Source organism: Streptomyces sp. MGP-P1 (genome assembly GCF_057766565.1).
This window is the reverse complement of the sequence record NZ_JBYMEM010000001.1, coordinates 375,225-398,621: the sequence shown is the minus strand read 5'-3', so window position 1 is coordinate 398,621 and position 23,397 is coordinate 375,225. Positions and strand designations below refer to the sequence as shown.

Sequence of the window (23,397 nt, the reverse complement as noted above, 5' to 3'; positions counted from 1 at the left end):
CCTCACCGGAGAGATACCGCATGACCCTGCGTCACGTCAAGGACAACGAGTACGTCGAGGAGCACGGCGGGGACTACGAGGACTTTGAACCGGGCATGGTGATCCGGCACTGGCCGGGCCGTACCCTCTCCGAGGCCGACAACACCTGGCTGACCCTGCTGACGATGAATCAGCACCCGCTCCACTTCGACCAGCACTACGGCGCCGGCGCCGAGTACGGAAGGGTCCTGGTGAACAGCGGCATCACGCTGTGTCTGGTCGGCGGGATGACCGTGCAGGCGCTGTCGGCGCGGGCGGTGGCCAACCTGGGCTGGGACCGGGTCCGTCTGAAGAGCCCCGTCTTCGTCGGCGACACCCTCTACGCGACGAGCCGCATCCTCGACAAGCGGCTGTCCCGGTCCCGGCCGGGCCAGGGCATCATCACGGTGGAGACGACCGGCACCAAGTCGACGGGGGAGACCGTCATCGTCTTCGAGCGGTCCTTCATGGTCCGCTGCCGTGAGCTGCCCGACGCACCGACGGGCCAGGACCCCGAGGACGCGACCGCCGCCGTCGAGGGAGGCCCGCCCGCGTAGCGCACGGAACCGCCGTTCCCGTACCGCCCCGGGCCGTTCGCTTCCTGCGCGGCCCCGCCCGGCCGCGCAGGAAGCGCGCCCCGCGTACCCCGCGGCTACGCTCGAACAATGGAAGACAGCGGAGCCGGCTCCGGGCCGCCGCCGAACGGCCCCGACGCCCAGGACCCTGCGGTACAGGCCCGGCTCGTCGCCCTGGTGGAGGAGTGGTCCGCCGCGATCGTCTCGAACGACGTGCCGCGGATCAGCGCCTACATGGCGGACGAATGGGTCATCGTCTCCGAGTCCGGCATCACGGACCGGGACGGGTTCCTCGGCTACGTCGCGTCCGGCGACCTGACCCATTCGGCGATGCGGGCCATCAGCCCGTCGAGGGTCCGCGTCCACCAGGACACCGCCACGGTCACCGCGCGGATGACGAACACGGCCCACTACGGTGGCCGCCGCTTCGACGCGGACGAATGGGTCACGGACGTCTTCGTCCGGCGCGACGGCCGCTGGCTGTGCGTGCTCACCCACATCACCTCCGCCGCCCCGACGGACCCTCCGCCCGACGCATGAGCCGGACGCCCGGCTCCGCGCACCGGGGGAAACGCCTCGGCTACCCGGCCGCGGCGGCCGTCTTCGCCGTCGGCATGGCGGGCACCACGCTCCCCACACCGCTCTACGGCCTCTACCGGGACCAGCTCGGCTTCTCCGAGCTGATGGTGACTGTCGTGTTCGCCGTCTACGCCCTCGGAGTGATCGCCACCCTGCTGCTGGCCGGGAACGTCTCCGACGAGGCGGGGCGGCGGCCCGTCCTCCTGGCCGCCCTCGGCTTCTCGGCGGCCAGCGCCTTCTGCTTCCTCTTCGAGGGCGGGCTCCCCGCCCTCTTCGCCGGACGCCTCCTCTCCGGGTTCGCCGCCGGACTGCTGAGCGGCGCGGCGACGGTCACCGTGATGGAACTGGCCCCGCCGGGACGCGCGGCCCGGGCGGGGCTGGCCGCGACCGCCGCGAACATGGGCGGCCTGGGGTGCGGCCCGCTGCTGTCCGGGCTGCTCGCCGAATACGCCCCCTGGCCCCTGCGGCTCCCCTTCCTCGTGCACCTGGCGCTGATCGCCGTGGCCGCCGTACTGACCTGGTTCCTCCCCGAGACGGTCGCATCCGCCCGGGTACGGGGAGTGCGGATCCGGCCCCAGGGACTGGCCGTCCCGCCCGCGATGCGCGGCGTGTTCGCCACCTCGGCGCTGGCCGCCTTCGCCGGGTTCTCCCTGCTGGGCCTCTTCACCGCGGTAGCCCCCGCGTTCGTGTCCGAGACGCTCGACGTGCACAACCTGGCCCTGACGGGACTCGTCGTCTTCTCCGTCTTCCTCGCGTCGACGGCCGGGCAGGCGCTCATGGGGCGGGTCGGTGAACGGCGGGCCCTGCCGGGCGGCTGCTTCGTCCTGGTCGGGGGCCTCCTCCAGGTGGGCGCCTCATTGCTCTTCACGTCACTTCCCCTGCTCATCACCGGTGCGCTGTGCGGCGGCCTCGGCCAGGGGCTCGCGTTCCGGGGCGCGGTGACGGCGATCAGCGCCGCCGCGCCGGCCGAACACCGGGCCGCGACCGTGTCCGCGTTCTTCGTCATCGCCTACCTGGGCATCTCCCTGCCCGTGGTCGGCGTCGGCGCCCTCACTCTGGGCATCGGACTCAGGAACGCCGGACTGACCTTTGCCGGCTGTGTCCTGGCGCTCGCCCTCGGCGTCGGGCTGTACCTGGCGCGCAGACCTCCCACACCCCGCTGACGTAGACCTCCCGCACCCCGCTGACGTACCGGGGCAGCCCTGGCCGACGTACCGGAATACCCTTGCCGTGACCGCCGGCCACGGTGCGAGACTGGCTCCGTGGACACAGCGGCGCGCTTCCGTCGGACGGTCGTCTCGTGGGCCGCGGGCGACGCGGAGGCGCCCGCGCCCGCCGAGACCGCCCGTGAGCTGGCGGCCGGCCTCGGCCTGCGCACCGTGGTGCTCGTCGAGGGCGTCAGCGACCGGGCGGCGGTCGAGGCCCTCGCCGAACGCCAGGGGCGCACCCTGAGCGCCGAGGGCGTCGTGGTCGTGCCGCTCGGGGGCGCCACCAGCATCACCCGCTATCTGCGCCTGCTGGGCCCCGACGGGCTCGACACCCGACCGGCGGGCCTGTGCGACGCGGCGGAGCAACGCTTCTTCGTCCAGGGCCTGGAGCGGACCGGCTTCGGCACCGCCCGGACCCCCGACGATCTGGCGGCGCTGGGCTTCTTCACCTGCCGTGCCGACCTGGAGGACGAGCTGATCCGGGCGCTCGGCACGGACGGCGTCCAACAGGTCATCGACGACCAGGGAGACCTGCGCACCTTCCGGATCTTCCAACGCCAGCCCGCCCAGCGGGAGCGGACGGTCGAGGCGCAGTTGCGGCGTTTCATGGGGACCATCGGCGGCCGCAAGGAGCACTATGCGCGAGCGCTCACGGAAGCCCTGGACCTCGCACGCCTGCCGGAACCGCTGGGCGGACTCCTCTCCCACGTCTGACGGAGGCCGCGCAGCGCAGCCCAGGATGCCGCACCACCGACCGGAGGACGGAGAAGGGCCGCGTCCGGCTGACCGTGACCCTGCCCGTCAACAACGGTCTTCGCCGTCGCCGCCTGATCCGCCCACTTGCTGGAGCGCCCGGCCCGTCGCCCTCGTGGTCGAGACCGTCCTGACGCAGCCGTGCGAGCTTCCGCATATTCCCGAGGGGCCGCTCCGGATCGGCGGTCAGCGCGCCGTTGCTGCCCAGAAGGCCAGGACATCGGCCTGGTCGGCGGCGGAGAAGGCGATGTTGTAGCTCACGGGCGCAATGGCGCCCACGGGGGCTGACACATCCGTCGCGGATTGCGACACTTCCTCGGGCCGGGTAGCGGTGAGCGCGGCGGGACCAGTCAGCCCGGGAGGACGACAGCAGCGGGGCCTACGCGCGGGCCTGACGGTCCACATTGCTGCGTACTTCCTTCTTCGTGGCGCGCGTCCGGCCTCCACAAGCGCAGCCGGTCCGAAGCGTTCAGCTGCCGACGCGCGTGTAGGTGAGGAACACCGCGCCGCTCTCGAGGACGGTGTGGTCCGCGAGTGTCCAGGTGCGCGGGTCGAAGGCGGCCTTGCGGGAGAAGAGCGGAATCCCTTCGCCGATGGTCAGCGGGCCGAGTTTGAGAATGAGGGTGTCGATCTCGGCGTACAGGGAACCCGCGAGCTCGGCGCCGCCCAGGAGCCAGATGTCCTTGCCGTCCTGCCGCTTGAGTTCGCGCACGGTTGCCGCCGGGTCGTCGGCGACCAATTCGACGGCTGGGTCCGGGCTCTCGGCCAGGGTCCGGGAGAACACCAGGTGACGCAGGTGGGGGTAGGCGTCGGTGATGCCGGCCGCGAGACCGATCTCGTAGCTGCGCCGCCCCTCCAGCACGGTGTCGAAGTGCGTGCCCTCCGCCGTGACGGACAGAGCCTGACGGGCCTGGACGGGCAGCGTCTCCGGGTACTCGGCCACGAGGTGCTGTAGGTAGTCCTCCGGTATGGGCCAGAAGCCGTGGGGACCGGTGGGGTCCCCGCCGTCCGGGCCCGCGATGAAGCCGTCGAGGGTGGTGGCGATGTAGTGGACGAGTCTGCGCATGCCGGGTCCCCTCCGTTGGTCGAACCGTCACGCTACCGCCCGGCACTGCCGCGTGGCATGCCGAGGTGCGAGGCCGAAGTGCCCGGCGGAAATCCTGCGCAGCGGGTAGAGGAAGGCCGGCCCCGCTCCGGCCCCCCTGCGAGATGCGCTACCGGTGAGCGTGCTGTTCACGGGCGACAGCCGCAGCGCACAGTCCGCCCCACACCGCGGCGAATCCCGCGACCTTCAGACGTCGGGCCCGGCCGGTGAGCGCCGCTCCGAACAGGGCGGCGTCGGACAGGTCGGCGGCGACACGGCAGGCGGTCGCAGCCCGCAGCGCCCCGATGTCGGGGGCGAGGGCCATGGCCGTGCCGATGGCGGCATCGCGTGCTCCCACCGCCCGGATCAGCAGAGCGGTCGAAGGCGACACTGTGCCGTCCGCTCTCACCAGTCCGCACGGCTTGGCCAGCCACACCGGACGGATCATGATCGCGACGCTGTAGGCCGCGGTGGCAGCGCCCAGCATTCTTGGCATGGCTCCAGGCATCCTTACGCCCCTTTCCTCGTCCCTCTGCCGGGTACCCACGCCCGCGGATCCACACATGTGTCGCGCAACGTCCGCGGGCCGAAACCCACGACAGGCTGAGACCGAGCGGTAGGAGCTCGACGACCGACTGGGGGTGGGGTGCGAACGGGAGGGCATGGCAGACCTCTTCCGGGTGCCGGGGCAGATGTCCACAGCCCGCCCCCCCCTGCCGGGCTGTCGCCACCGGGCATTTGGAGGTCGACGTCGAGCGCGGGGTCGACCGGTCCGCCGCCGCTGAGCCGGCCTGGTGGACGGGGTAGACGAAGCGACTACCCCGTCCACCAGGCCGATCGCGCACCTGGAGCGGCGATGAGCAAGCGCGTCACCTCGCCGGAGGCGCGGTGACGCCCCGCCTTCTGTCCTCGTACCGCCGCCGTGTGACGCAGGCCCGGCAGGGCCTGCCCCGTGGCGCGGGGTGAGTTCGTCCGGGAACAGGAACCCGGCCGACCGGCTGGAAGGCTGATGAGGCCGCGCGGCCGACGACGGCCGCGCGGCTCCGGAACAGGGACAGCTCCGCGCTCACCCCTCGCGCCGCGACCGCCAGAGCAGCCAGATGAAGTACGGGGCGCCGATCACGGCAGTCAGCAGTCCGACCGGGATCTGCGCCGGCGCGATGATCGCCCGGCCGACCAGGTCCGACACGACCACCAGCAGCGCGCCGAGCAGCGCGCTCACCGGTATCACCCGCACATGGCTGCGGCCCACCAGGGCACGTGCCGCGTGCGGGGCCACGAGGCCGACGAATCCGATCACGCCGACCGCCGCCACGGCTCCCGCCGTCAGCAGGACGGCCAGGCTCAACAGCGCCAGCCGGGTGGCGCCGATCCGCACACCGAGCAGGGCGGGCGTCTCGTCGTCCAGCCCGATCAGGTCCAGCTCGCGGCGCATCAACGCCAGGACGGGCAGCGCGACGACCAGACCCACCAGCACCGGGATCAGCTCGGGGAACGTCCGCCCGTACGTCGAGCCGCCGAGCCAGGCCAGCGCCTTCGTCTCGTTGTGCGGGTCGGTGAGCACGATCAGCAGACTCACGAACGCGCCCGCACCGGCCTGGACGCCGATGCCGATGAGGACCAGGCGGTTCTGTTCCAGACCGCGGCGTGCGGCGAGACCGAACACCAGCGCCGCGGCGGCCGTCGCACCGGCCAGCGCTGAGCCGCCGATCAGCCAGAAGCTCGCCAGCGGAACGACGGTGAGGACGGCGACCGCCCCGACCCCCGCACCGCTGACGACGCCGAGGACACCCGGCTCCGCCAGCGGATTGCGCGACACCGCCTGGACGACGGCACCCGCGACGGCCAGCGCCGCACCGGCCAGCAGGGCCGCGGCGACCCGGGGGACCCGCGTGTCCAGGACGTAACCGACGAACTGCCCCGCCCGGCCGGTCAGCCAGTTGCCCACATCGCCCAGGAGCAGCGTCGCGTCGCCGAAGAGCGTCGCCGCCACCACCGCGCCGAGCAGCCCCACGACCGTCGCCACCAGCGTGAGGACGAACGCCCGTCGGCTGCGCAGCCGGGCGAACGCCGTCGAGCCGCTGTCCGTGCCCATGTCGCGCGACCGGTAGGCCAGGACGATCAGGACGAGCGCGCCGAAGCAGGTCGTGACGATGCCGGTGGGGACCTCGGCCCCCGCCTGGGCGCCGAACACCGCGCGCAGCAGCACATCCGCGCCGAGCACGACCAGCACACCCGCGAGCGCCGACGCCGGGATGAACGCGTGATGCCGGACCAGGCCCGGGATCCAGGTGCTGAGCAGGCGGACCACGGCGGGCGCGCACAGGCCGACGAAACCGACCGGCCCCGCGACCGCCACGGACACCGCCGCCAGCAGCACCGCGAGGACGACGGCGGTGCTGCGCGTCAGCCGGGGGCTCACGCCCACGACCGCGGCGCCGTCGTCGCCGAGGGCGAGGATGTCCAGCCGCCTGCCGAGCAGCATCAGCCCGGCGAACGCCACGAGCGCGACCGGGGCGAGCCGGTCGATGGACTGCATGCCGATCTGCGCGAGCGAACCGTTGCCCCAGGCGAACAGCCCGGTCGTCTGCTGGGAGCGCAGGAGCAACAGCATCCCGCTCAGCCCGGACAGGGCGAGGGTGAGCGCCGAACCCGCCAGTACCAGCCGGATCGGTCCGGCCCCCGCCCGGGAGAGGCCGAGGACGACGCCCGCCGCCAGCAGCCCGCCGAGGAACGCCGTGGCCCCGGCCGGCAGCGCGGGAAGCGTGATGCCGAACGCGGCGACGGCGACCACCGCGAGGTACGCGCCCGCGTTGACGGCGAGCGTGTCGGGGGAGGCCAGCATGTTGCGCGACACCGACTGGAGGGCCGCGCCCGCCGCGCCGAGCGCGCAGCCGACGAGGAGCCCCGCGGCGAGCCGGGGCAGCCGGGAGTCCAGGACGACGGCGGCCGTCTGCTCGTCGGCGGTCCGGTCGGAGGCGGCCCCGGTCGCCAACTGCCAGAGCGTGTGCAGGTCCACGGCTGCGGTGCCCTGGCCCACATGCACGATCGCGAGTGCGGCCAGCGCGACGATCCCCGCGACCGCGAGGAGGAACATCCGGCCGCGACGGGCCGGCGGGCCGGCCGCCACCGGGGGCTCGGCCCCGGCCGGACCGGCCGCGCCCGCTCCCGTCTTCACGGGGGCGGGCGGGGCGGTTGTGGTGCGTGTGCTCATCGTCAGGCGGTCAGCGCGCCGACGAGGGCGTCGATGTACTCACGCATCGACGCGGTGCCGCCGAACATCCAGATGCCGTCGGGCAGCCGGTGGACCTCGTCGTCCTTGACGAACGGGAGGGACTTCCACACCGCGTTGTCCTTGAGGCCGTCGGCGAACGGGTCGCCGCCGTCGGAGTCGTTGGCGATGTACGCGAACCGCGCGTCGCCGATCTTCGTGAGGCCCTCGACGTCGGTCGCCGCCAGGCCGTAGGCCGCGTCGCCCTTCAGCTTCCACGGGTCGACGAGGCCGAGCTCGGTGTTCACGTCGGAGAGCAGCGAGCCCTTGACGTACGGGCGCACCGAGACCTGGTTGCCCTCCTGCCAGCCGTCGGCGAAGGCGACCTTCTCGCCGTCGAGACCGGCGTCCGCGAGCTTCTTCTTCCCGTCGGCGACCGCCTTGCGGAAGGAGTCGACCTCGGACTCGGCCTCGTCCTCGTTGCCGGTGGCCTTGCCGATGAGTTCGACGGTGTCGACCATCTGGTCGATCTGCCGGCTCGCGTCGGCCGAGCGCACCACGGCGACTGGCGCGGCCTTGGACAGCTGCGCGATGGCGGAGTCGGACAGGTCGGTGGTGGCGATGATCAGGTCGGGCTCGAGACCGGCGACGGTGGCGACGCTGGGCTCGCCCCGGGTGCCTATGTCCTTGACGCCCTTGGTGAGCGGCGCGGCCGTGTTGTACGCGGTGTAGCCCTTGACGTCGGCCACGCCGACCGGCTGGACGCCGAGGGTCACGAGCGACTCGACCACGTTCCACTCGGTGCCGACGACGCGCTTGGCCGGCCCGTCGAGCGTGATCTTCTTGCCGCGGGAGTCGGTGATCGTCACCGTGCTGTCCCCGGCGGACTCCTTCTTCGGCGCCTCGGTGGTGCCGCAGGCCGTGAGGGCGAGCGCGGCCGCGGCGGCGAGGGCGGGCCACGTCAGGTGCTGGTTCTTCATGAGGGTGTTCAGGGCCTTTCGGAACGAAGGTGGTGGCGGCCGACCGCGCGGGTGCGCGGGATGCCGGTGGAGGAGTCGGGTTCGACGTCGATGCGGATGCCGTACGCGTCGCTGAGCCGCTCGGGGGCGTACACCTCCGCGGGCGTGCCCGCGGCGACGATCCGCCCGGACGAGAGGAGGACGACCTGGTCGGCCACGGCGGCGGCCTGGTCCAGGTCGTGCAGCACGACCCCGACGGTGACGCCGTGGCTGTCGGCGAGGTCGCGGACGAGGTCGAGGATCTCGACCTGGTAGCGCAGGTCGAGATAGGTGGTCGGCTCGTCGAGGAGGAGGACGTCAGTGTCCTGGGCCAGGCAGCAGGCGAACCAGACGCGCTGCAACTGCCCGCCGGACAGGCTCTCCACCCCGCGGTCGGCGAACTCGGCGAGGTTCGTGACGGCCAGCGCGTGCTCGACCATCCGGGCGCCGTCCGGATCGGTGCCCCGGAGCCGGCCCCGATAGGGGTGCCGGCCGAATCCGACCACGTCGCGCACGCTGAGGCCGGCCGGCGCGTTCCGGCTCTGCGCGAGCAGGGTGACCCGGCGGGCGAAGTCGGAGCGCGACAGGGCGAGGGCGTCGACAGGCGCGGCGTCCTCAGCCCCGGCCGCCACGGTCACACGGCCGGTGCGGGCCTTGTGCAGCCGGGCGACGGCACGCAACAGGGTGGACTTCCCACTGCCGTTCGGCCCGATGAGCGCGGTGACGCGACCTCGCGGAAGCCGGAGGTCGGCCCCGTGCACGACGTCGGTACGGTCGTACGCGATCGTCAGGTCACGGGCGTCGAGGCCGGCATCGGGTTCGGGGGCCGCGAAGGTCGTGGCCGGGCCGGGCTCGGCGCCGGGGGCCGCGGCGGTGGCACCGGCAGCGGGCGCGGAGCGCCGACGCGGCGGTGGGTCTTCTCGGTCGAGGGCAGGAGCGATCACGGCTGTGAGGTTAGCCTAACCTAAATTGCCCTGGTCAAGCGGGATGCGGAATCGTGTCCTCCGCGTGACCCTCGAGTGGTTCGCCGTCCGGTTGCCGGTCGCCGTCGAGGGGTGGTCGACGCTCGCGGAGGGGTTCGGCGGTCCCGGGTGGCGGTACTTTCTGGCCGAAGCGGCGATGTGGCGCATCGATGGTTTCTTATATACCCGCAGGTCAAGCGGTAGTTTTGTGGTGAACCACCAAGGTTCGTCCATATGCTGGACGGCTCGCGCGACGCGCCTGAGCTGCCCGAATGACCATTCGGTCGGCTCGAACGCTTACCTCCGGCTGGAAGCTGGCCGTCGACGTGCGCTTACTTTCCGCGTGCGTAAGACTCCTGACCGCAATCACGCACACGACCAAGGAGTCTTCACTCATGCGACGCAACCCTCACGCGATCTTCGCAACCATCACGGCGAGCACCCTGCTGCTCGGCGGATTCGTCACCGCCACCGCCCAGGCCGCGCCGACGGGGGCGGCGAGCCTCTACGCGCCCTCGGCACTCGTCCTCACCGTGGCCCGCGGCGAGGACCCGCTGACCGCCACCGTCGAGCGGGCCGTGACGCTCACCTGCGCCCCCACCGCCGAGGGGACGCACCCCGCTCCCGCTGCGGCCTGCAAGGAACTGGCCGCGGTCCAGGGGAGGTTCTCCGAGCTGACCGCCGGTCCGTCGAACCGGACCTGTACCCGCCAGTGGGACCCGATCGTCGTGACCGCCCACGGCGTCTGGCAGGGCAAGCAGGTCCAGTTCAGCACCGCCTACGGCAATGCCTGCGAGATGGCGGGCAGCATGAACGACAACGCCGTATTCGCCTTCTGATCCACCAGGGCGCGCCGACGCCGGGATGACGGAGCACGACTCCGTACCGCCCGACCGCGTCCGGCGACCCGCCCTGCCCGGCGTGCCCCGCACACGCCCCCGTTCGCGACGACCGGGAGTCATGCGGTCGCTCCAGCCGTTTCCGCCGCGGCCGGCAGCGATCCGTCCCGGTCGGTTCGTCCCCGGTGTCGATCGCGCGGTTCCCGCGTCGGCCGAGGCTTGCGCCGGTAGGCCGCGGTCCACCGGGTGAGCCGCCCACCGAGCAGCGGGGTGATCGAGGTGAGCGCCCCGCGCGCCCGGACGAACAGCGCCAGGCTCCGTCCGTTCCACTCCGCCGGGAACGCGGCGATGGCCACGGCGAGCGCGGCCGGGCACATCAGGACCGCGCCGATTCCCTGGGCAGCGCGGAAGCCGATCAGCCAGGCCTGCGCGATGTCCCCGGAGGGCGCCGCCCCGTGCGGAGGCGATGACGAAGACCCGGCATCACGCGGCGTGGTGGCGCCCGCTAATTGCCCGCCGCGGATCCGGTGTACGGCAGCAGGGCCATCTCGCGGGCGTTCTTGATGGCCGCGGCCATCTGCCGCTGCTGCTGGGCGCTGATCCGGGTGAGCCGGCGGCTGCGGATCTTCCCTCGGTCGGAGATGAACCTCCGCAGCAGATCGGTGTCCTTGTAGTCGATGTACGTGATCCTGGCGGCGTCCAGGGGGTTCGGCCGGTTCTTGAGCGGCTTGCGGGGGTCCTGCTGACGTGCCATGAGGGCTTCCTCCGTGCTCGGTGTGCGGTCGTCGGAGATCGTGCGGGGTGCGGGGGTGCGGGGGTGCGGGGGTGCGGGGGTGCGGGGGTGCGGGGGTACGGGGGTGCGTGGGCCGGGGCGTCAGTGCACCGGGTCGAGGAGGGCGTCGAACGCGGCGGGCAGGCTTTTCCATGTCTCCCGGCCGGAGCCGTACTCCTCGTCCGTGAGCAGGCAGGAGTCCAGCAGACCGGTCAGGCCGTCGCGGTCGAGGCCGGGGGAGACGAAGACCAGGTGCTGGCAGCAGTCGCCGTGCTCCGGGTGCCAGTCCAGCGCGGCGGCCGCCCGTCGGTAGGGCGGCACCATGGACCATGCGGCGTCCGGGAGCGAGGCGAGCCAGGGGCCGGTGCTCTCCACGCAGAGCGCGCCGCCCGCGGCATCCCACGAGAGCAGGGTGTCGGGCCGGTCCGCGAGCCAGAACCGGCCCCGGCTGCGGGCCGCCGCGCAGCTCAGGTCCTCCAGCGCGTCGAGCAGGCGCTCGGGGTGGAAGGGACGGTGCCGCCGCCAGACGAGCGTGCCCACCCCGGCCTCGTCGGCCTCCTGCGGAAGCAGCGCACAGGCCGGGTGCTGGCCCGCGTCCGCCGCCTCCACATCGAACCCCGCGAAGGCGAGCCGGGCCAACTCGGCCGATCCGGAGGCGGCCTGGCGGGCCGTCGGGTTCAGCTGCCGGATCAGGGCGCGGTCCTCGTCGTCGGCCGCCGGGCTCGGCGTCACGGCCAGTACGGGTGCGTACTCCACCTGCCGGGCCCAGGTGTCGCCGATGGTCCGCCGGTCGGCCGGCGCCGCCGCGAGACCGGCCTCGGCCAGATCGTCGCCGTTGGAGAGGCAGGGCAGAACCAGAGTGGGGTCGACCGCCGCGAACACGTTGGTGACCTCGGCGGCGGTGGTGTGCGCGGCGATCACCTCGGCCATGGACTTCGGCTCGACGGAGTCCCAGAGCTCCAGGACGGCCAGGCGGGTCCGTCCGTCGCCCGCGAGGCGTTCGAGTTCGGGGACGAGGTCCTCGCGCAGCGCGCAGCAGGCGCACGCGTTCACCAGTGGGGTCTCGCCGGAATCCAACTCACCGCCGGAATCCCGCAGGGAGCGACGTACGGTATGGCCGGTGGTGGCCGTGGACAGGTCGTGGTGCAGCGCGACGCTGTACGGGACGTCCCGCAGCAGCCCTTCCACCACTTCGCGGCGGGCCTCGGAGTGAAGGCCGCAGACGATGACGACGGGCAGTTTCGTGCGGTGCTCGCTCACCGGGCCTCCCCACGTCCGTAGCGGCGTTCGAAGCGCTCGACGCGTCCGGCGGTGTCCAGCACGCGGGCGGTGCCGGTGTAGAAGGGGTGGCTCGCGGAGGAGATCTCCACGTCGACCACCGGGTAGGCGTTGCCGTCCTCCCAGGTGACGGTGCGGTCGCTGGTCAGGGTCGAGCGGGTCAGGAACGCGAAGTCGGCGGCCTTGTCGCGGAAGACGACGAGGCCGTAGGAGGGGTGGATTCCGGGCTTCATGAAGGTGTCCTAGGGGTCGGGTCCGGGGCGTGTGCGGGGGAGCGGCCGAGCCTTTCCGGCCTCAGCGCTCCTCACGGAAGTCGACGTGGCGTCGGGCGACCGGGTCGTACTTGCGCAGCACCATCCGGTCGGGGTCGTTCCGCCGGTTCTTGCGGGTGACGTAGGTGTAGCCGGTCCCCGCCGTGGAGCGGAGCTTGATGACCGGGCGTACTTCGTTGCGAGCCATGGGCGCTACTATATGGCAATGGTTTCCATTTTCAATAATGGATGCGTCGAAGGAGAGGCAGGTAACGTTCCATGTCCGCCCACTGCCAACTGACAGGCGCCAAGCCGGGATTCGGCAACAACATCTCCCACTCGCACCGCCGGACGTCCCGACGGTTCGACCCGAACATCCAGCGCAAGCGGTACTGGCTGCCCGGCGAGGGCCGCTATGTGCGCCTCACGCTGAGCGCTCGGGCCATCAAGACCGTCGACAGCATCGGCGTCGAGGCCGCGGTCGCGCGCATCCGGGCGCGGGGCGGGAAGGTCTGATGGCGAAGAAGAGCAAGATCGCGCGGAACGAACGGCGCCGGGAGACCGTCGACCGCTACGCCGCCCGCAGGGCCGAGCTGAAGGAGATCATCCGCCGACCCGGTACGCCGGAGCGCGAACGGAGCGCGGCAGTGGAGGAGTTGCGACGTCAGCCGCGCGACGCCAGCGCCACGCGCCTGCGCAACCGTGACAGCGTCGACGGCAGGCCCCGCGGGTATCTGCGCAGGTTCGGGCTCTCCCGGGTCCGGATGCGTGAGCAGGCCCACGCGGGGTTCCTGCCGGGGGTGACCAAGTCCTCCTGGTGAGGTCCGAGCGCCGGGGGCGGGCGGTGGTTCGGCGGTCGCGCCGCGCCACCACCCGCGACGCGTCCCTCAGCGGCCGACCGGGTCGGCCTCCGCCCCGTCCCCGGGGGTGAGCAGGGCGAGGTGGCCGCCGTCGTCCAGGGGGGTCGGGACGGTCAGGGTCGTGAGCAGGTCCGCCCGGTCCGCGTCGAAGACGTGGACCTCGCCATGGCCACCCCTGCTGACCGCGACCAGACCCGCGCCGGGTGAGGCGGCGACGGCGCGCCGCTGCACGCCGTCCCAAGGGGTCCCGCCGGCCCGGGGCGCACCGGACATGGCGGGCAGGGGCAGCCGCGCGGCGACCTCCGGGCGGGCTCCGGCGACCGGGGGCACGGTGAGCAGGACGAGCTCGTCGCCGTCCGGATGGACACGGGTGTACGCGATATGGCGGGCGGTCACCGCGAGCCGGAAGACCAGCCCGGGCCCCAGGTCCAGTCGGCCCGTGACGCCGGTGTCGAGGTGGTGCCACCAGGCGTCGTTGGACCAGTCCGGCCACTGCCCGGGGTCGCCCGGTCCGCCGCGCACGCAGGACCAGAGCATCCGCCGTACGGGTTGAGCCGCAAGTAGTAGCCGCGCCCGCCGGAGCGCCCGTCGGCCGGCCAGGGCAGGGGGGCCTCGCCGACGAGGTCGTCCCCCTCCCGCCGAGCGCGATGCACCCCCGACCCCGCGGCGGCGAACACCCGGCCGGTGAGCGATTCGTGGGCGTCGCCGTGCCCGTCGTCGTCCGGCAGTGCGATCCGCCGGACCGGGATCGCCGGAGGACAGGCGGGGGCCGCACGCATCAGGTCGCGGTGCCGGTGGACCAGTAGCTCGCCCGGCTCCCGGTGGCGCAGCACCACGAGCGAGTCCGGCCCGCCGAGGACCGTGACTCCCGGCTCGCCCGTCCGCCCGCGTACGCGTACGGCGACGGCGCCGTCCGGTGCGTCGAGGTCGACGGCCGTCAGGAGCCCCGTCCAGGCCTCCTCGTTGCGGCCGAGACCGGTGGTCACCGCGAGGTGCCGCCCTTCCGGGTCGGCCGCGAGGTGTTCGGCGGGGACCGCGACCGGTATGCGCCGCCGGACCAGGGGCCGGCCGGCGCGGGGCCGTAGGGGTCGAGGACCAGCAGCTCGCCCGCCCGGTCGTCCACGCAGGCGGTGAGGCCGTCCGGCAGCGCGAGGAACCCCGCGTGCTCGGCGAGGTACCGGTGGTTCAGCTCGGCGCGCTCCGCGCCGTCGGGGAGGTCCAACAGGCTGATCCGGCCGGCGACATGGTCGGAGACCAGCAGGCGCGGCGGTGCGTGGGGTGAGGGGTGTGGGGACTGCGGCATGGCGAACTCCTGCGGTCGGCGGGGTCGGCGGGGTCGGCGGGGTCGGCGGGGGCCGGTGGGTTCCGGCGAGGACAGAGTGAGGACCCCGGCACTTTATTGGAAATGATAATCATGTGTAAGGTTTCCGTTTGTGGCGGGGACCGCTCCCGGGGCTCCGCCGCCTTCTCTGCCGCATCCCCGGGACCGCACAGGAACGTTGAGGGACCGTCGATGCCACGAACCGCGCTGAGAGTCCGCCGCTGGGCCGCGATCGCCGTACTGGGAGGCCTGCTGGCCGGCTGCGGAACCGGGGAGGCCGACACCGGAGGACCGGCCGTCGCTCCGGAGAGCCGGGCCGGCGCCCGCACGAGCACGGAGGTGCGGCCCATCGAGGCCGCCACCCGGATCACCGACGCCAAGGGCGTCACGGTCTCCCTGCCGAAGCCGCCGGAGAAGATCGTCTGCCTGGTCGCCCTCTGCGACGACATCCTCGTCGAGCTGGGCATGGCCCCCACCGCCACCAACTCCCAGGTGCTGGCGCACCCGAAGTTCCTGGGCGAGAAGAAGGCCGCGGAGATACCGGTGGTGCCCGGCGGCTTCCTCAGCCCCGAGGTCGAGGCCATCCTGTCCCACCGGCCCGACCTGGTGATCGGCCTGGAGGACACGCACGGCAAGCTGGCCCCCGCGCTGAAGGGCGCCACGACGTTCTGGCCGGTCCAGCCCGGATCCTGGCAGGACAGCGTCGGCTACCTGCGGCACCTGGCCGCGCTCACCGGCCGCACCGAGCAGGGCGAGAAGGCGGAGAAGACCTTCCGCACCCGCCTGGCGCAGGCGGAGCAGGGGAAGAGCGGCAAGACCGCGCTGATCGTCTACGGCAGCGACGAGAACTTCGGCGTGGCCACCCCGGAGTCCGACGTGGCGGCCGGGCTGTTCCCGAAGATCTCCCACTACCCCTGGAAGAGCCGGGGCGTCGACGGCAGTTACAGCCTGGAGGAGATCCTGGCGCGGGACGTCGACGTCCTGTTCGTGGAAACCCTGTCGTTCGGTGAGCCGGACGGCAAGCTCTCCGACAAGCTGGCGAAGAACCCCCTCTGGTCCCGCATCCCCGCCGTGCGGAACGGCAAGGTCATCGAGGTCGACTCCGAGGTGTGGGCCAAGGGGCGCGGCACCCGCTCCCTGGGCGTCGTCCTCGACGATGCGACGGCCGCACTGCGGTGAGGCGTCCGCCCGTTGCGCCGCTCTGCCTGGGCGCGGCGGCCCTGGCGGGCGCGGTCTGCGCGCTCAGCCTCGGCACGCCGTACGTCCCGCCCGCCAGGCTCCCGGCCATGCTGGGGGCCGACGGGCTCGCGGGGCTCGTCGTCACCGAACTGCGGCTGCCCCGCATGGTGCTGGCGCTGATCGCCGGGGCCTGCCTGGGGGCGGCCGGCCTCGTTCTCCAGGAGGCCCTGCGCAATCCGCTGGCCGTCCCCGAGATGCTGGGAGTCTCCTCCGGGGCCGCCCTGGGCGTCGCCGCACCGCTGGTCCTGGCCCTGGCCGTCCCCCTCGGACTGCAACCGTTCCTCGCCCTGGCCGGGGCCGCGCTCGGTGGTCTGCTCACCCTGGTCGCCGCCGGGTTCGGGCGGAGCCCCTCGGCCGTCCTGCTGACCGGAGCCGCCGTCGCCGCCGCGCTCCAGGCGGCACTGCTGGTGCTCATGGTGATGGCCGACCAGCTCGACCTCCAGCTCATCTACCGCTATCTGCTCGGCAGTCTGTCCGCCCGCACCTGGGACGACGTCACCGGTCTGCTGCCCTGGCTCGCCGTGGCCGTCCCGGCGCTGGTGCTGTGCGTGCCGGTGCTCGGTGTGCTGCGCCTCGGCGACGACGACGCCCGTGCGCTGGGCGTACGCGTCGAACGCGCGCGGGTCGCCGCGCTGGGCATCGCCGTCGTCCTCATCGCCCCCGTCGTCGCGGTCTGCGGACCGGTGGCCTGGGTCGGCTTCCTCGCTCCTCACCTCGCCCGCCGGCTCCGCCCGGACGGCGGCGCGGCCGGGTGGCTCGTCCGGTCCGCCGTGTGCGGCGCGATCGTCGTACTGTGCGCCGATCAGCCGGCCCGGCTGGCGCTCGCCCCGGTCGAGACCCCCGTCGGCGCGTGGACCGCCCTGGTCGGGGTGCCGGTCGGGGTCGTGCTGCTGAAGCGGGGGAGACGGCCCGCCCGGGACCGGGGGCCCGTGCTCCCCTCCCTGCCGGGGACTCCGCCGCACCTGCCCGCTCCCGTCCTGCGGAAGGCGGAACGATGACCCTCACCGACACCGTGCCCGGACCGTCCCGCCGGGCCCTGCGCGCACCGGGCGTCCGGATGGGCGGCCTGGCGCTGCTCGTCGCCGTGGTGGCCTGCGCCGATCTGTTCGCCGGCCGGGGCGTCACTCCCGATGGCGTCCGGGCCGTGCTGCTCGGCGGCGGTGACGACCCCACCGCCGCGCACATCGTGCTCCAACTGCGGTTGCCCCGACTGCTGGTGGCCCTGGTCGCCGGGGCGTGCCTCGGGGTGGCCGGGCTCGTGCTCCAGTCGGCCCTGCGCAACCCGTTGGCCGGGCCCGAGGTCACCGGCGTCACTCCCGGTGCGGTGCTCGGCGCGGTCGCCGCGACCGGTCTCGGCCTCGCGGGCTGGGAATCGCCCACGGCCGTGGTCGTGGCGGCCTGCCTCGGTGGCTTCGCCGGGGCGGGGCTGCTGTGGCTGCTCGCCGGGCGGGACCGGGGCGACCCGGAACAGACAGCCGTCTACGGAGTCCTCGTGTCGGCGGTGCTGGCCGGGCTCACCGCGGTCGTTCTCCTGGTGGCCCCCGGCGAACTCGGCAGCGTCGTCCAGTGGTTGATCGGTTCCACCGAGGGCCGGGTGTGGCAGCACTGGAATCTGCTCTGGCCGTGGGCCGCCTTCTGGGGCGCGGCGGCCTGGCTGCTCGCCGGGCCGCTGACCTTGTTGCGCTGTGGCGACGAACAGGCCTCTGCCGCGGGCCTGGCCACCGGCCGGGGCCGGGGAGCGGCGCTCGTGTGCGCCGTCGCGCTGACGGCCGGCGCCGTGTCGGCCGTGGGGGCGCTCGGCTTCGTGGGACTGCTGGTGCCCCATCTGGCGCTGGCCGTCTTCGGGGCCGATCTGCGCATCACCCTTCCGGGTGCCGCGCTGCTCGGCGCGGCGGTGGTGTGCGGGGCGGACGCCGCCGCCCAACTGCTGTCCCGGCTGTTGGCCACCGCGCTCGACGCGGACCGGCTGACCCTTCCGGTCGGCGCCCTGACCACCTTCGTGGGGGCGGGGCTGCTGATGGTCGTGGCGCGACGACGGGCGGACGAGCGGTGACGGAGAGCGGTACGCGGACGAGACGCGTCGATGGGGGTATCGGCGCGGGCGCCGGCATCGGCACCTGCATCGACGCCAACGCCGACGCCGACGGAAGTGGAAGACAGTGGATGAGGAGGGTGACATGCCGGAAGGCCTGACCGGACAAGTGGAGCCGAGCCCGGTGGAGGCGGCCGGGCCGGAAGCGGAACCGGACGTGATGTCCGGCCCCGAGGTCGTCCGGGCGGAGGGACTGACCTTCGGCTACCCCGGACGCATGGTCCTGCGCGGGGTGGACCTGAGCATCCGCACCGGCGAACTGGTCGCGCTGATCGGGCTGAACGGCTGCGGCAAGAGCACCTTCCTCAAGCTCGCCGCCGGACTGCTCACCCCGAGCGGCGGGCGCGTCCTGCTCGAAGGCGACGACGTGGCGCGGCTGCCCCGCCGCACCGCCGCCCGGCGCGTCGCCCTGCTTCATCAGTCGGCGCCCGCCGTACCGGGGCTGACCGTGCGTCAACTCGTGCGTCAGGGACGCTACGCCGCCCGGGGGCCGCTCGGGATGCTGCGGGAGGGCGACGACGAGGTGACGTCGCGGGCGCTCGCGGACGTCGGCGTCACCGCCTGGGCCGACCGGCCCGTGGACGCACTGTCCGGCGGCGAACGCCAACGGGTCCGGCTGGCCATGGCGCTGGCCCAGGACGCCCGCGTGCTCTTCCTGGACGAGCCGACCACCTATCTCGATCTGCGGCACCAGCTGGAGGTACTCCAGACGGTCGTACGGCTGCGCGCGGAGCGCCGGCTGACGGTGGTGATGGTGCTGCACGACCTCAACCACGCCGCGCGGTTCGCCGATCGGATCGTCGCGCTGCGCGAGGGCCGCGTCGCCGCCGACGGGCCTCCGGCCGAGGTGGTCACCCGGGCTCTGCTGGCCGAAGTCCTCGGCGTGGAGGGCCGGGTGGGGGTCGACAGCGAGGGCGGCTGGCCTGTCTGTTACCCAGATCACCCTCTCGATCCGTTCCAGCTATTGCGGAATGAAAATCATATTCATTAATGTCTGTGCTGCGGCACGCACCGACGCCGCGACCGAAACACCCATCCGATCCTTCCGAATGGAGATTCAACTCATGGAGAACAACAAGGTGTTCAGCCCGATCGCCGACCAGGGCCAGCTCGCGCACCTCTCCGCCACCCACTCGAACGCCCTCGTCGAGAACCCCTTCGACGACGCCGTCGAGGCCGACACCGCGACCGAGAAGTAAGCGACGCCTGCCGCTGACGGCAGGTTCCCCGCGTGGCGCGGGGGCGGGCCCGCCCGGTGACATGCCGGGCGGGCCCGCCCCGTTCAGCCCCGAACGTCCCGTCCCCGCTTACTGCTTTCCGCTTCGGAGGATTCCGTGACCCGCAGTCGACTCGCTCCCGGCACCGGGATCGTCACCGTCCCCGGTGAAGCCCCCGTGCTCCGGACCTCCGGAGGGGAGTTCCTGCGCATCGACACCGGCGGTGTCACCGGCGAAGCCCTGGTGCGCCGGCTGGCCGGGGAGGAGGCGCCGGACGGGGACGCGCCGGACGGAAGTGGGCAAGCCGCCGAACTCGCACGGCTCGTCGAGGCGTTCGAGGCGGGCGGGCACGCGGTGTCCGCTCCGCCCCGGGCCCGGCTCGCCGGCCGCACCGTCCATGTCCTCGGCGACGCCGTGCTCGCCGAGCCGCTGGCACGCTGCGCCGGAGCGGAAGGCGCCGAGATCCACCGGATCACCGCCGACCGCGTGGCGGAGCTCGCCCGGGCGGCCCCGGACCACCGCACCGAAGGGCGCGTCGCCGTGGTGTGGTGCCTCGACTCGCCCGTGCCCGAAGGGCTCTGGGACACGGCGGACCTGCTGCCCGGCCGGCGCGTCGCCTGGCTGCGCTGTCACCGCGAGGGCGCCCACAGCTGGACCGAACCCCTTGCCGCGGCCCCGGGCGACGTCACCTCCCGTCACGTCAGGCTCCGCAGACTCGCGGCCACCCCCGCCCATCGCGAACTCGCCGCGTACTGGGCCGGGCGCCGGACCCCCGACACCGGGCCGCACCCCACCGAAGCCTCCGCCGCCCTGATCGCCGCGCTCCTCACCGCCGATCTGCTCGCCTGGGCCGAAGCCGAAGCCGAAGCCGAAGCCGAAGCCGAAGCCGGGACGCGGGCCGAAGCCGAAGCCGAAAGCGAAACCGGGGCGCGGGCCGAGGCCGGGACGAGCCGGGTGACCGTTCTCCCGGTGCGCCGTCGGCTCCGCCGCGTCGACCTGCGCGATCTCACCTTCACCGAGCACCCCGTGCTCCCCGTCCCGGACGTCGCGCCCCTGCCCGCTCCGACGCCGGCGCCGACGCGCGCCGGGGCCAGGGCCAGGGCCGGGACAGCCGAGGCGCGCCCGTGAACACCACCCGCACCGTGTACGTCCCCACGCCGGACGGCACCGCGCTCGCCACCGACGTATGCCTCCCGGACGGTGATCGCCCCGTTCCCGCCGTCCTGATCAGAACCCCCTACGGGCGTGAGGCCCACCGCGCCGAGCTGCGCGGCTGGGCGGCGCACGGATTCGCCGCCCTCGCCCAGGACGTTCGCGGCCGCCACGGCTCACCGGGCGAGTGGCACCCCTACCGGGGCCACGAGGCGGTGGACGGCGCTGCCACCGTCGCCTGGACGCGCGCACAGGAATGGAACAACGGGGAGGTCGTCGCCGTCGGCGCCTCCTACGCCGCGTACTGCGCCCTCGTCACCGCACTCATCGCACCCACCGTCCGTGACACCGCCCGTGATGCAGCCTGCGACACCGCTCGTGATGCCAGCCCCGGCGCCGGCCCCGACGACCTGCATCGCGACGGAGTCCCCGACGCGGTCATCGCCGCCGTCCCCGCGCTCGGACTCGCCGAGACGGCGCGGGAGCCCGGGGGGCCCGAGCGGCTGTGGGCCCGGGCCGGCTGGTGGGCGGCCCACGGTGACCGTCGCGACTCCGACCCGGACGCGTTGGCCCGCGCCCTGGCGGACGACCCCCGGCTGTTCGAACACCTCCCGGTCGCCCGCCTCGCGGAGCGGCTGGCCGAGGGCCTGGGGCGCGAACTGCCGTCCTGGCCCTGCCTCTGGGCCGGCCGAGGGCGAGGCCGACTCGTCGCGCTGGGCCCCACCGCGCGTCTTCCGCTGCTCGCCGTCGGCGGCACCCGTGACCCCTTCGCCGACGACACCGTGGCCCTGTGGCGCGGCTGGGGCGGACCGTCGCGCCTGCTGCTCGGGCCCTGGGGGCACCGTCTCACCGCCGACCCCGCCGCGCCGGCCCGCGCCCGCGTCAACCTCGGTGCGCTGTACGTACGGTGGGCCCGCGCGGCCCTCGCCGGGCGGCTGGAGCCGACGCGGCGCGGTGTCATCGCCCTCGGCGACAGCGGTCGCTGGCACAGCGCCCCCGGAACGGCGATCACTCCCGACGCCACCCCACCGGACCGGCCGGAGACGGTGTTCCGCTGGCCCTTCGGCTCGCCCACCGGTCTGCGGCTGCTCCACGGAGCCGAGTTCATCGCCGACCCGGGCCGCCCCGTGCGCTCCGACGACCTCGCCGTCCCGGCCGACGGCGAGCGTGCCGACCGCTGTCTGCTCCTCTCGCCGCCGCTGCCCCGCCCGCTCGACCTGGCGGGAGCCGCCGTCGCCCGGATCAACGTCACGGCCGACACGCCCAGTGCCGACTGGGCCGTACGCCTGACCGCGCTCGACCCGTCCGGACACGCCGATCCGCTCGCCTTCGGCATCGTCCGGCGCACCGGCCCGCCCGGCGAGGCCGCGGACATCGCCGTGCCGCTCGGCACGCTGGGCCGTCGGCTGCCCGCCGGGACCCGGTTGCGCGCGGAGATCGCCGGACACCACTTCCCCGCCCACGCCCGTAACCCGCACACCGGGGAGGACCCGGTCACCGCCACCCGGCTCGCCCCGTCCCGCCGCACCGTGAACCCCCGGGGCAGCGCCCTCCACCTGCCCGTCGTCGCCCGACGCCGCTACGTCGAGCCCGCACCGGAGATATGCCGTTGACCAGCGCCCTGCCCATCGAAGCCCTCGTCGATCCCGTCGCCGGGATCATCCGCGACGTCGCACCCGTCGAGCACCCCACCGGTGCGCCGCCCCGCTACACCGCGATGACCGCCGACGTCGCCGACGCCCGCCGCCTCGGCGCCTGGCCCGCCGACCGCGTCTCCCTCGGCACCACGTTCGGCGACCCCCGGGGCGCGTGGATCGCCGCGGTGGCCGAGGCCGTCGAGCGCTACTGCGGCAACCGCCTCCCACCGTCCGGCCACCCCCAGGAGCCCCGCCGGGCCACCGCCGCCGAACTGACCGCCGAGGGCCACCGCGTCTACGGGCCCGGCGCCCTGCCGGCGTACGCCCCCTGGCAGTACGGCCGCCAGGGATTCCCGTACGCCGAACTCACCCACGACACACCGGCGTTGTGGAGCCTGGCGGTGGAGAACGGGCAGCCGTGCTGGGCGCCCGTCGCGCTGACCCACCTCAACTGGCGGCAGGGGAAACTGCGTTCGCTGCCCCGCACCCACCACCTCAACTACGCGGGCATCGCCACCGGGCAGGGTCTCGACGACGCCGTCGAGCGTGGGCTCCTCGAAGTCGTCGAGCGCGACGCCCTGGAGCTGTGGTGGCACCTCGACGGGCCCACCCGGGGCATCGACCCGGCGAGCGTTCCCGGGCTCACCGAGGACCTGGCCGGCTGCGAGCTGGACGTGCACATCGTGGAGATGCCCTCCGAGTTCGCCCCCTGCGTGGCGGCCCTCGTGCACGATCCCGGGCGCGGCATATACGCGGCCGGGTTCGCCTGCCGCTACGACCCGGCGGAGGCGGCCCGCAAGGCCGTCCTGGAGGCCGTGCACACCTGGGTGTTCACCCAGGGCGCGGTGGATGCCGACGGCTGGGTGTACCGGGCGGTCGAAGCCGGGATGCTCGCCCGTGGCCTCTACCTCGACCACCGTGCCGACCGGTGCTATCTCGACGACTGCGGACCCGAGTTCGCCGCCGTGCGGGATCTCGGGGCCCATGTCCAGGTCTGGCTGGACGACCGGATGTCCCCGCTCGCCCGCCGCTTCACCGAACCCGCCCTCGGCACGGTGCCGGTCACCGCGATCGCTCCCGGCGGCCGCACCGCGCTCGACGCGGCGCTCGCCGCCGGGGGGCACCGGGTGATCACCGCCGACCTCACGACGGAGGACGTCGCCGAGACGACCCTGCGCGTCGCCCGCGTCCTGGTCTCCGGGCTGATCCCCAACGCCCCGGCCGCCTTCGGCTACTTCGGCTGCCCGCGCCTCGCGGACGCTGCGCTCGCCCGGGGCTGGCGTACCCGACCGCCCACCGCCCCGGGGGACTTCACCCTGGCCCCGCCCCCGCACATGTGAAGGAGCGCCCG

At 73.7% G+C, this 23,397-nt stretch carries 24 protein-coding genes and 2 pseudogenes; 15 read left to right on the top strand and 11 right to left on the bottom strand.

The window, feature by feature from the left end; all coding sequences use genetic code 11:
- Positions 1-20 precede the first annotated feature (20 nt).
- From AC3CH1_RS01800 to AC3CH1_RS01785, 4 genes are all read left to right on the top strand, one after another.
- On the top strand, positions 21-575 hold the full coding sequence (locus AC3CH1_RS01800; protein WP_488461213.1) for a MaoC family dehydratase: 555 nt from the start codon (positions 21-23) through the stop codon (positions 573-575).
- A 108-nt stretch (positions 576-683) separates the two neighbouring features.
- Complete coding sequence (locus tag AC3CH1_RS01795; RefSeq protein WP_488461212.1) at positions 684-1,133, top strand: nuclear transport factor 2 family protein; 450 nt, start codon at positions 684-686, stop codon at positions 1,131-1,133.
- Positions 1,130-2,335 carry an MFS transporter gene (locus AC3CH1_RS01790; RefSeq protein WP_488461211.1) on the top strand — a complete coding sequence of 402 codons (1,206 nt, stop codon included), beginning with the start codon at positions 1,130-1,132 and terminating at the stop codon, positions 2,333-2,335. The genes AC3CH1_RS01795 and AC3CH1_RS01790 overlap by 4 nt, the downstream gene beginning before the upstream one ends.
- 99 nt (positions 2,336-2,434) lie before the next feature.
- A complete protein-coding gene (locus AC3CH1_RS01785; protein WP_488461210.1) occupies positions 2,435-3,094 on the top strand; it encodes a TOPRIM nucleotidyl transferase/hydrolase domain-containing protein in 660 nt (219 codons plus the stop codon).
- A 508-nt stretch (positions 3,095-3,602) separates the two neighbouring features.
- Here AC3CH1_RS01785 and AC3CH1_RS01780 read toward each other — a convergent pair.
- The 5 genes from AC3CH1_RS01780 to AC3CH1_RS01760 form a co-directional block, all read right to left on the bottom strand.
- Positions 3,603-4,199 carry a dihydrofolate reductase family protein gene (locus AC3CH1_RS01780; RefSeq protein WP_488461209.1) on the bottom strand — a complete coding sequence of 199 codons (597 nt, stop codon included), beginning with the start codon at positions 4,197-4,199 and terminating at the stop codon, positions 3,603-3,605.
- A 148-nt stretch (positions 4,200-4,347) separates the two neighbouring features.
- Entirely contained in the window at positions 4,348-4,713 is a 366-nt protein-coding gene (locus tag AC3CH1_RS01775) for a hypothetical protein (RefSeq protein WP_488461208.1), read from the bottom strand.
- A gap of 570 nt (positions 4,714-5,283) precedes the next feature.
- On the bottom strand, positions 5,284-7,431 hold the full coding sequence (locus AC3CH1_RS01770) for an iron ABC transporter permease (protein WP_488461207.1): 2,148 nt from the start codon (positions 7,429-7,431) through the stop codon (positions 5,284-5,286).
- 2 nt (positions 7,432-7,433) lie between these two features.
- Positions 7,434-8,408 (bottom strand): ABC transporter substrate-binding protein, encoded by a 975-nt coding sequence (locus tag AC3CH1_RS01765; protein ID WP_488461206.1) that lies wholly within the window; start codon positions 8,406-8,408, stop codon positions 7,434-7,436.
- Positions 8,409-8,416: 8 nt separating this feature from the next.
- A complete protein-coding gene (locus AC3CH1_RS01760; RefSeq protein WP_488461205.1) occupies positions 8,417-9,370 on the bottom strand; it encodes an ABC transporter ATP-binding protein in 954 nt (317 codons plus the stop codon).
- Positions 9,371-9,783: 413 nt separating this feature from the next.
- Between AC3CH1_RS01760 and AC3CH1_RS01755 the strand changes: the two genes are divergently transcribed.
- Complete coding sequence (locus tag AC3CH1_RS01755; RefSeq protein ID WP_488461204.1) at positions 9,784-10,227, top strand: subtilase-type protease inhibitor; 444 nt, start codon at positions 9,784-9,786, stop codon at positions 10,225-10,227.
- Between the two features lie 236 nt (positions 10,228-10,463).
- On the opposite strand, the pseudogene AC3CH1_RS01750 reads toward AC3CH1_RS01755, so the two are convergent.
- The 5 genes and pseudogenes from AC3CH1_RS01750 to rpmG all read right to left on the bottom strand — a co-directional run.
- Positions 10,464-10,682, bottom strand: a pseudogene (locus AC3CH1_RS01750) (MFS transporter); the annotation flags it as partial.
- Positions 10,683-10,732: 50 nt separating this feature from the next.
- Positions 10,733-10,981 carry a 30S ribosomal protein S18 gene (gene rpsR / locus AC3CH1_RS01745; protein WP_488461203.1) on the bottom strand — a complete coding sequence of 83 codons (249 nt, stop codon included), beginning with the start codon at positions 10,979-10,981 and terminating at the stop codon, positions 10,733-10,735.
- A 120-nt stretch (positions 10,982-11,101) separates the two neighbouring features.
- On the bottom strand, positions 11,102-12,259 hold the full coding sequence (locus AC3CH1_RS01740; RefSeq protein WP_488461202.1) for a CobW family GTP-binding protein: 1,158 nt from the start codon (positions 12,257-12,259) through the stop codon (positions 11,102-11,104).
- A complete protein-coding gene (locus AC3CH1_RS01735) occupies positions 12,256-12,510 on the bottom strand; it encodes a type B 50S ribosomal protein L31 (RefSeq protein ID WP_488461201.1) in 255 nt (84 codons plus the stop codon). The genes AC3CH1_RS01740 and AC3CH1_RS01735 overlap by 4 nt, the downstream gene beginning before the upstream one ends.
- Positions 12,511-12,571: 61 nt before the next feature.
- Positions 12,572-12,736 carry a 50S ribosomal protein L33 gene (gene rpmG, locus AC3CH1_RS01730; RefSeq protein ID WP_003964410.1) on the bottom strand — a complete coding sequence of 55 codons (165 nt, stop codon included), beginning with the start codon at positions 12,734-12,736 and terminating at the stop codon, positions 12,572-12,574.
- Positions 12,737-12,807: 71 nt separating this feature from the next.
- Between rpmG and rpmB the strand changes: the two genes are divergently transcribed.
- A complete protein-coding gene (gene rpmB / locus AC3CH1_RS01725) occupies positions 12,808-13,044 on the top strand; it encodes a 50S ribosomal protein L28 (RefSeq protein ID WP_488461200.1) in 237 nt (78 codons plus the stop codon).
- Positions 13,044-13,349: a 30S ribosomal protein S14 gene (gene rpsN, locus AC3CH1_RS01720; RefSeq protein WP_488461199.1), complete on the top strand. Its 306-nt coding sequence runs from the start codon at positions 13,044-13,046 to the stop codon at positions 13,347-13,349. The genes rpmB and rpsN overlap by 1 nt, the downstream gene beginning before the upstream one ends.
- Before the next feature lie 66 nt (positions 13,350-13,415).
- Here the strand turns inward: rpsN and AC3CH1_RS01715 are convergent.
- Positions 13,416-14,691, bottom strand: a pseudogene (locus tag AC3CH1_RS01715) (hypothetical protein).
- A 210-nt stretch (positions 14,692-14,901) separates the two neighbouring features.
- On the opposite strand from AC3CH1_RS01715, the gene AC3CH1_RS01710 reads away from it, so the two are divergent.
- From AC3CH1_RS01710 to AC3CH1_RS01675, 8 genes are all read left to right on the top strand, one after another.
- Positions 14,902-15,888 carry an ABC transporter substrate-binding protein gene (locus AC3CH1_RS01710; protein WP_488461198.1) on the top strand — a complete coding sequence of 329 codons (987 nt, stop codon included), beginning with the start codon at positions 14,902-14,904 and terminating at the stop codon, positions 15,886-15,888.
- Positions 15,885-16,946 carry a FecCD family ABC transporter permease gene (locus AC3CH1_RS01705; RefSeq protein ID WP_488461197.1) on the top strand — a complete coding sequence of 354 codons (1,062 nt, stop codon included), beginning with the start codon at positions 15,885-15,887 and terminating at the stop codon, positions 16,944-16,946. Before AC3CH1_RS01710 ends, AC3CH1_RS01705 begins: the two co-directional genes overlap by 4 nt.
- Entirely contained in the window at positions 16,943-18,001 is a 1,059-nt protein-coding gene (locus AC3CH1_RS01700) for a FecCD family ABC transporter permease (protein WP_488461196.1), read from the top strand. The genes AC3CH1_RS01705 and AC3CH1_RS01700 overlap by 4 nt, the downstream gene beginning before the upstream one ends.
- A gap of 199 nt (positions 18,002-18,200) precedes the next feature.
- Positions 18,201-19,031, top strand: coding sequence for an ABC transporter ATP-binding protein (locus tag AC3CH1_RS01695; protein WP_488462121.1), 831 nt, complete (start codon positions 18,201-18,203; stop codon positions 19,029-19,031).
- 73 nt (positions 19,032-19,104) lie between these two features.
- A complete protein-coding gene (gene amiA / locus AC3CH1_RS01690) occupies positions 19,105-19,239 on the top strand; it encodes a streptamidine family RiPP (protein ID WP_361872703.1) in 135 nt (44 codons plus the stop codon).
- A 135-nt stretch (positions 19,240-19,374) separates the two neighbouring features.
- On the top strand, positions 19,375-20,385 hold the full coding sequence (locus tag AC3CH1_RS01685) for a hypothetical protein (protein WP_488461195.1): 1,011 nt from the start codon (positions 19,375-19,377) through the stop codon (positions 20,383-20,385).
- A complete protein-coding gene (locus AC3CH1_RS01680) occupies positions 20,382-22,022 on the top strand; it encodes a CocE/NonD family hydrolase (RefSeq protein ID WP_488461194.1) in 1,641 nt (546 codons plus the stop codon). Before AC3CH1_RS01685 ends, AC3CH1_RS01680 begins: the two co-directional genes overlap by 4 nt.
- The gene (locus tag AC3CH1_RS01675) at positions 22,019-23,386 is read left to right on the top strand and encodes a YcaO-like family protein (RefSeq protein ID WP_488462120.1); all 1,368 of its coding nucleotides are present in this window, start codon (positions 22,019-22,021) and stop codon (positions 23,384-23,386) included. The genes AC3CH1_RS01680 and AC3CH1_RS01675 overlap by 4 nt, the downstream gene beginning before the upstream one ends.
- Positions 23,387-23,397: the final 11 nt, after the last annotated feature.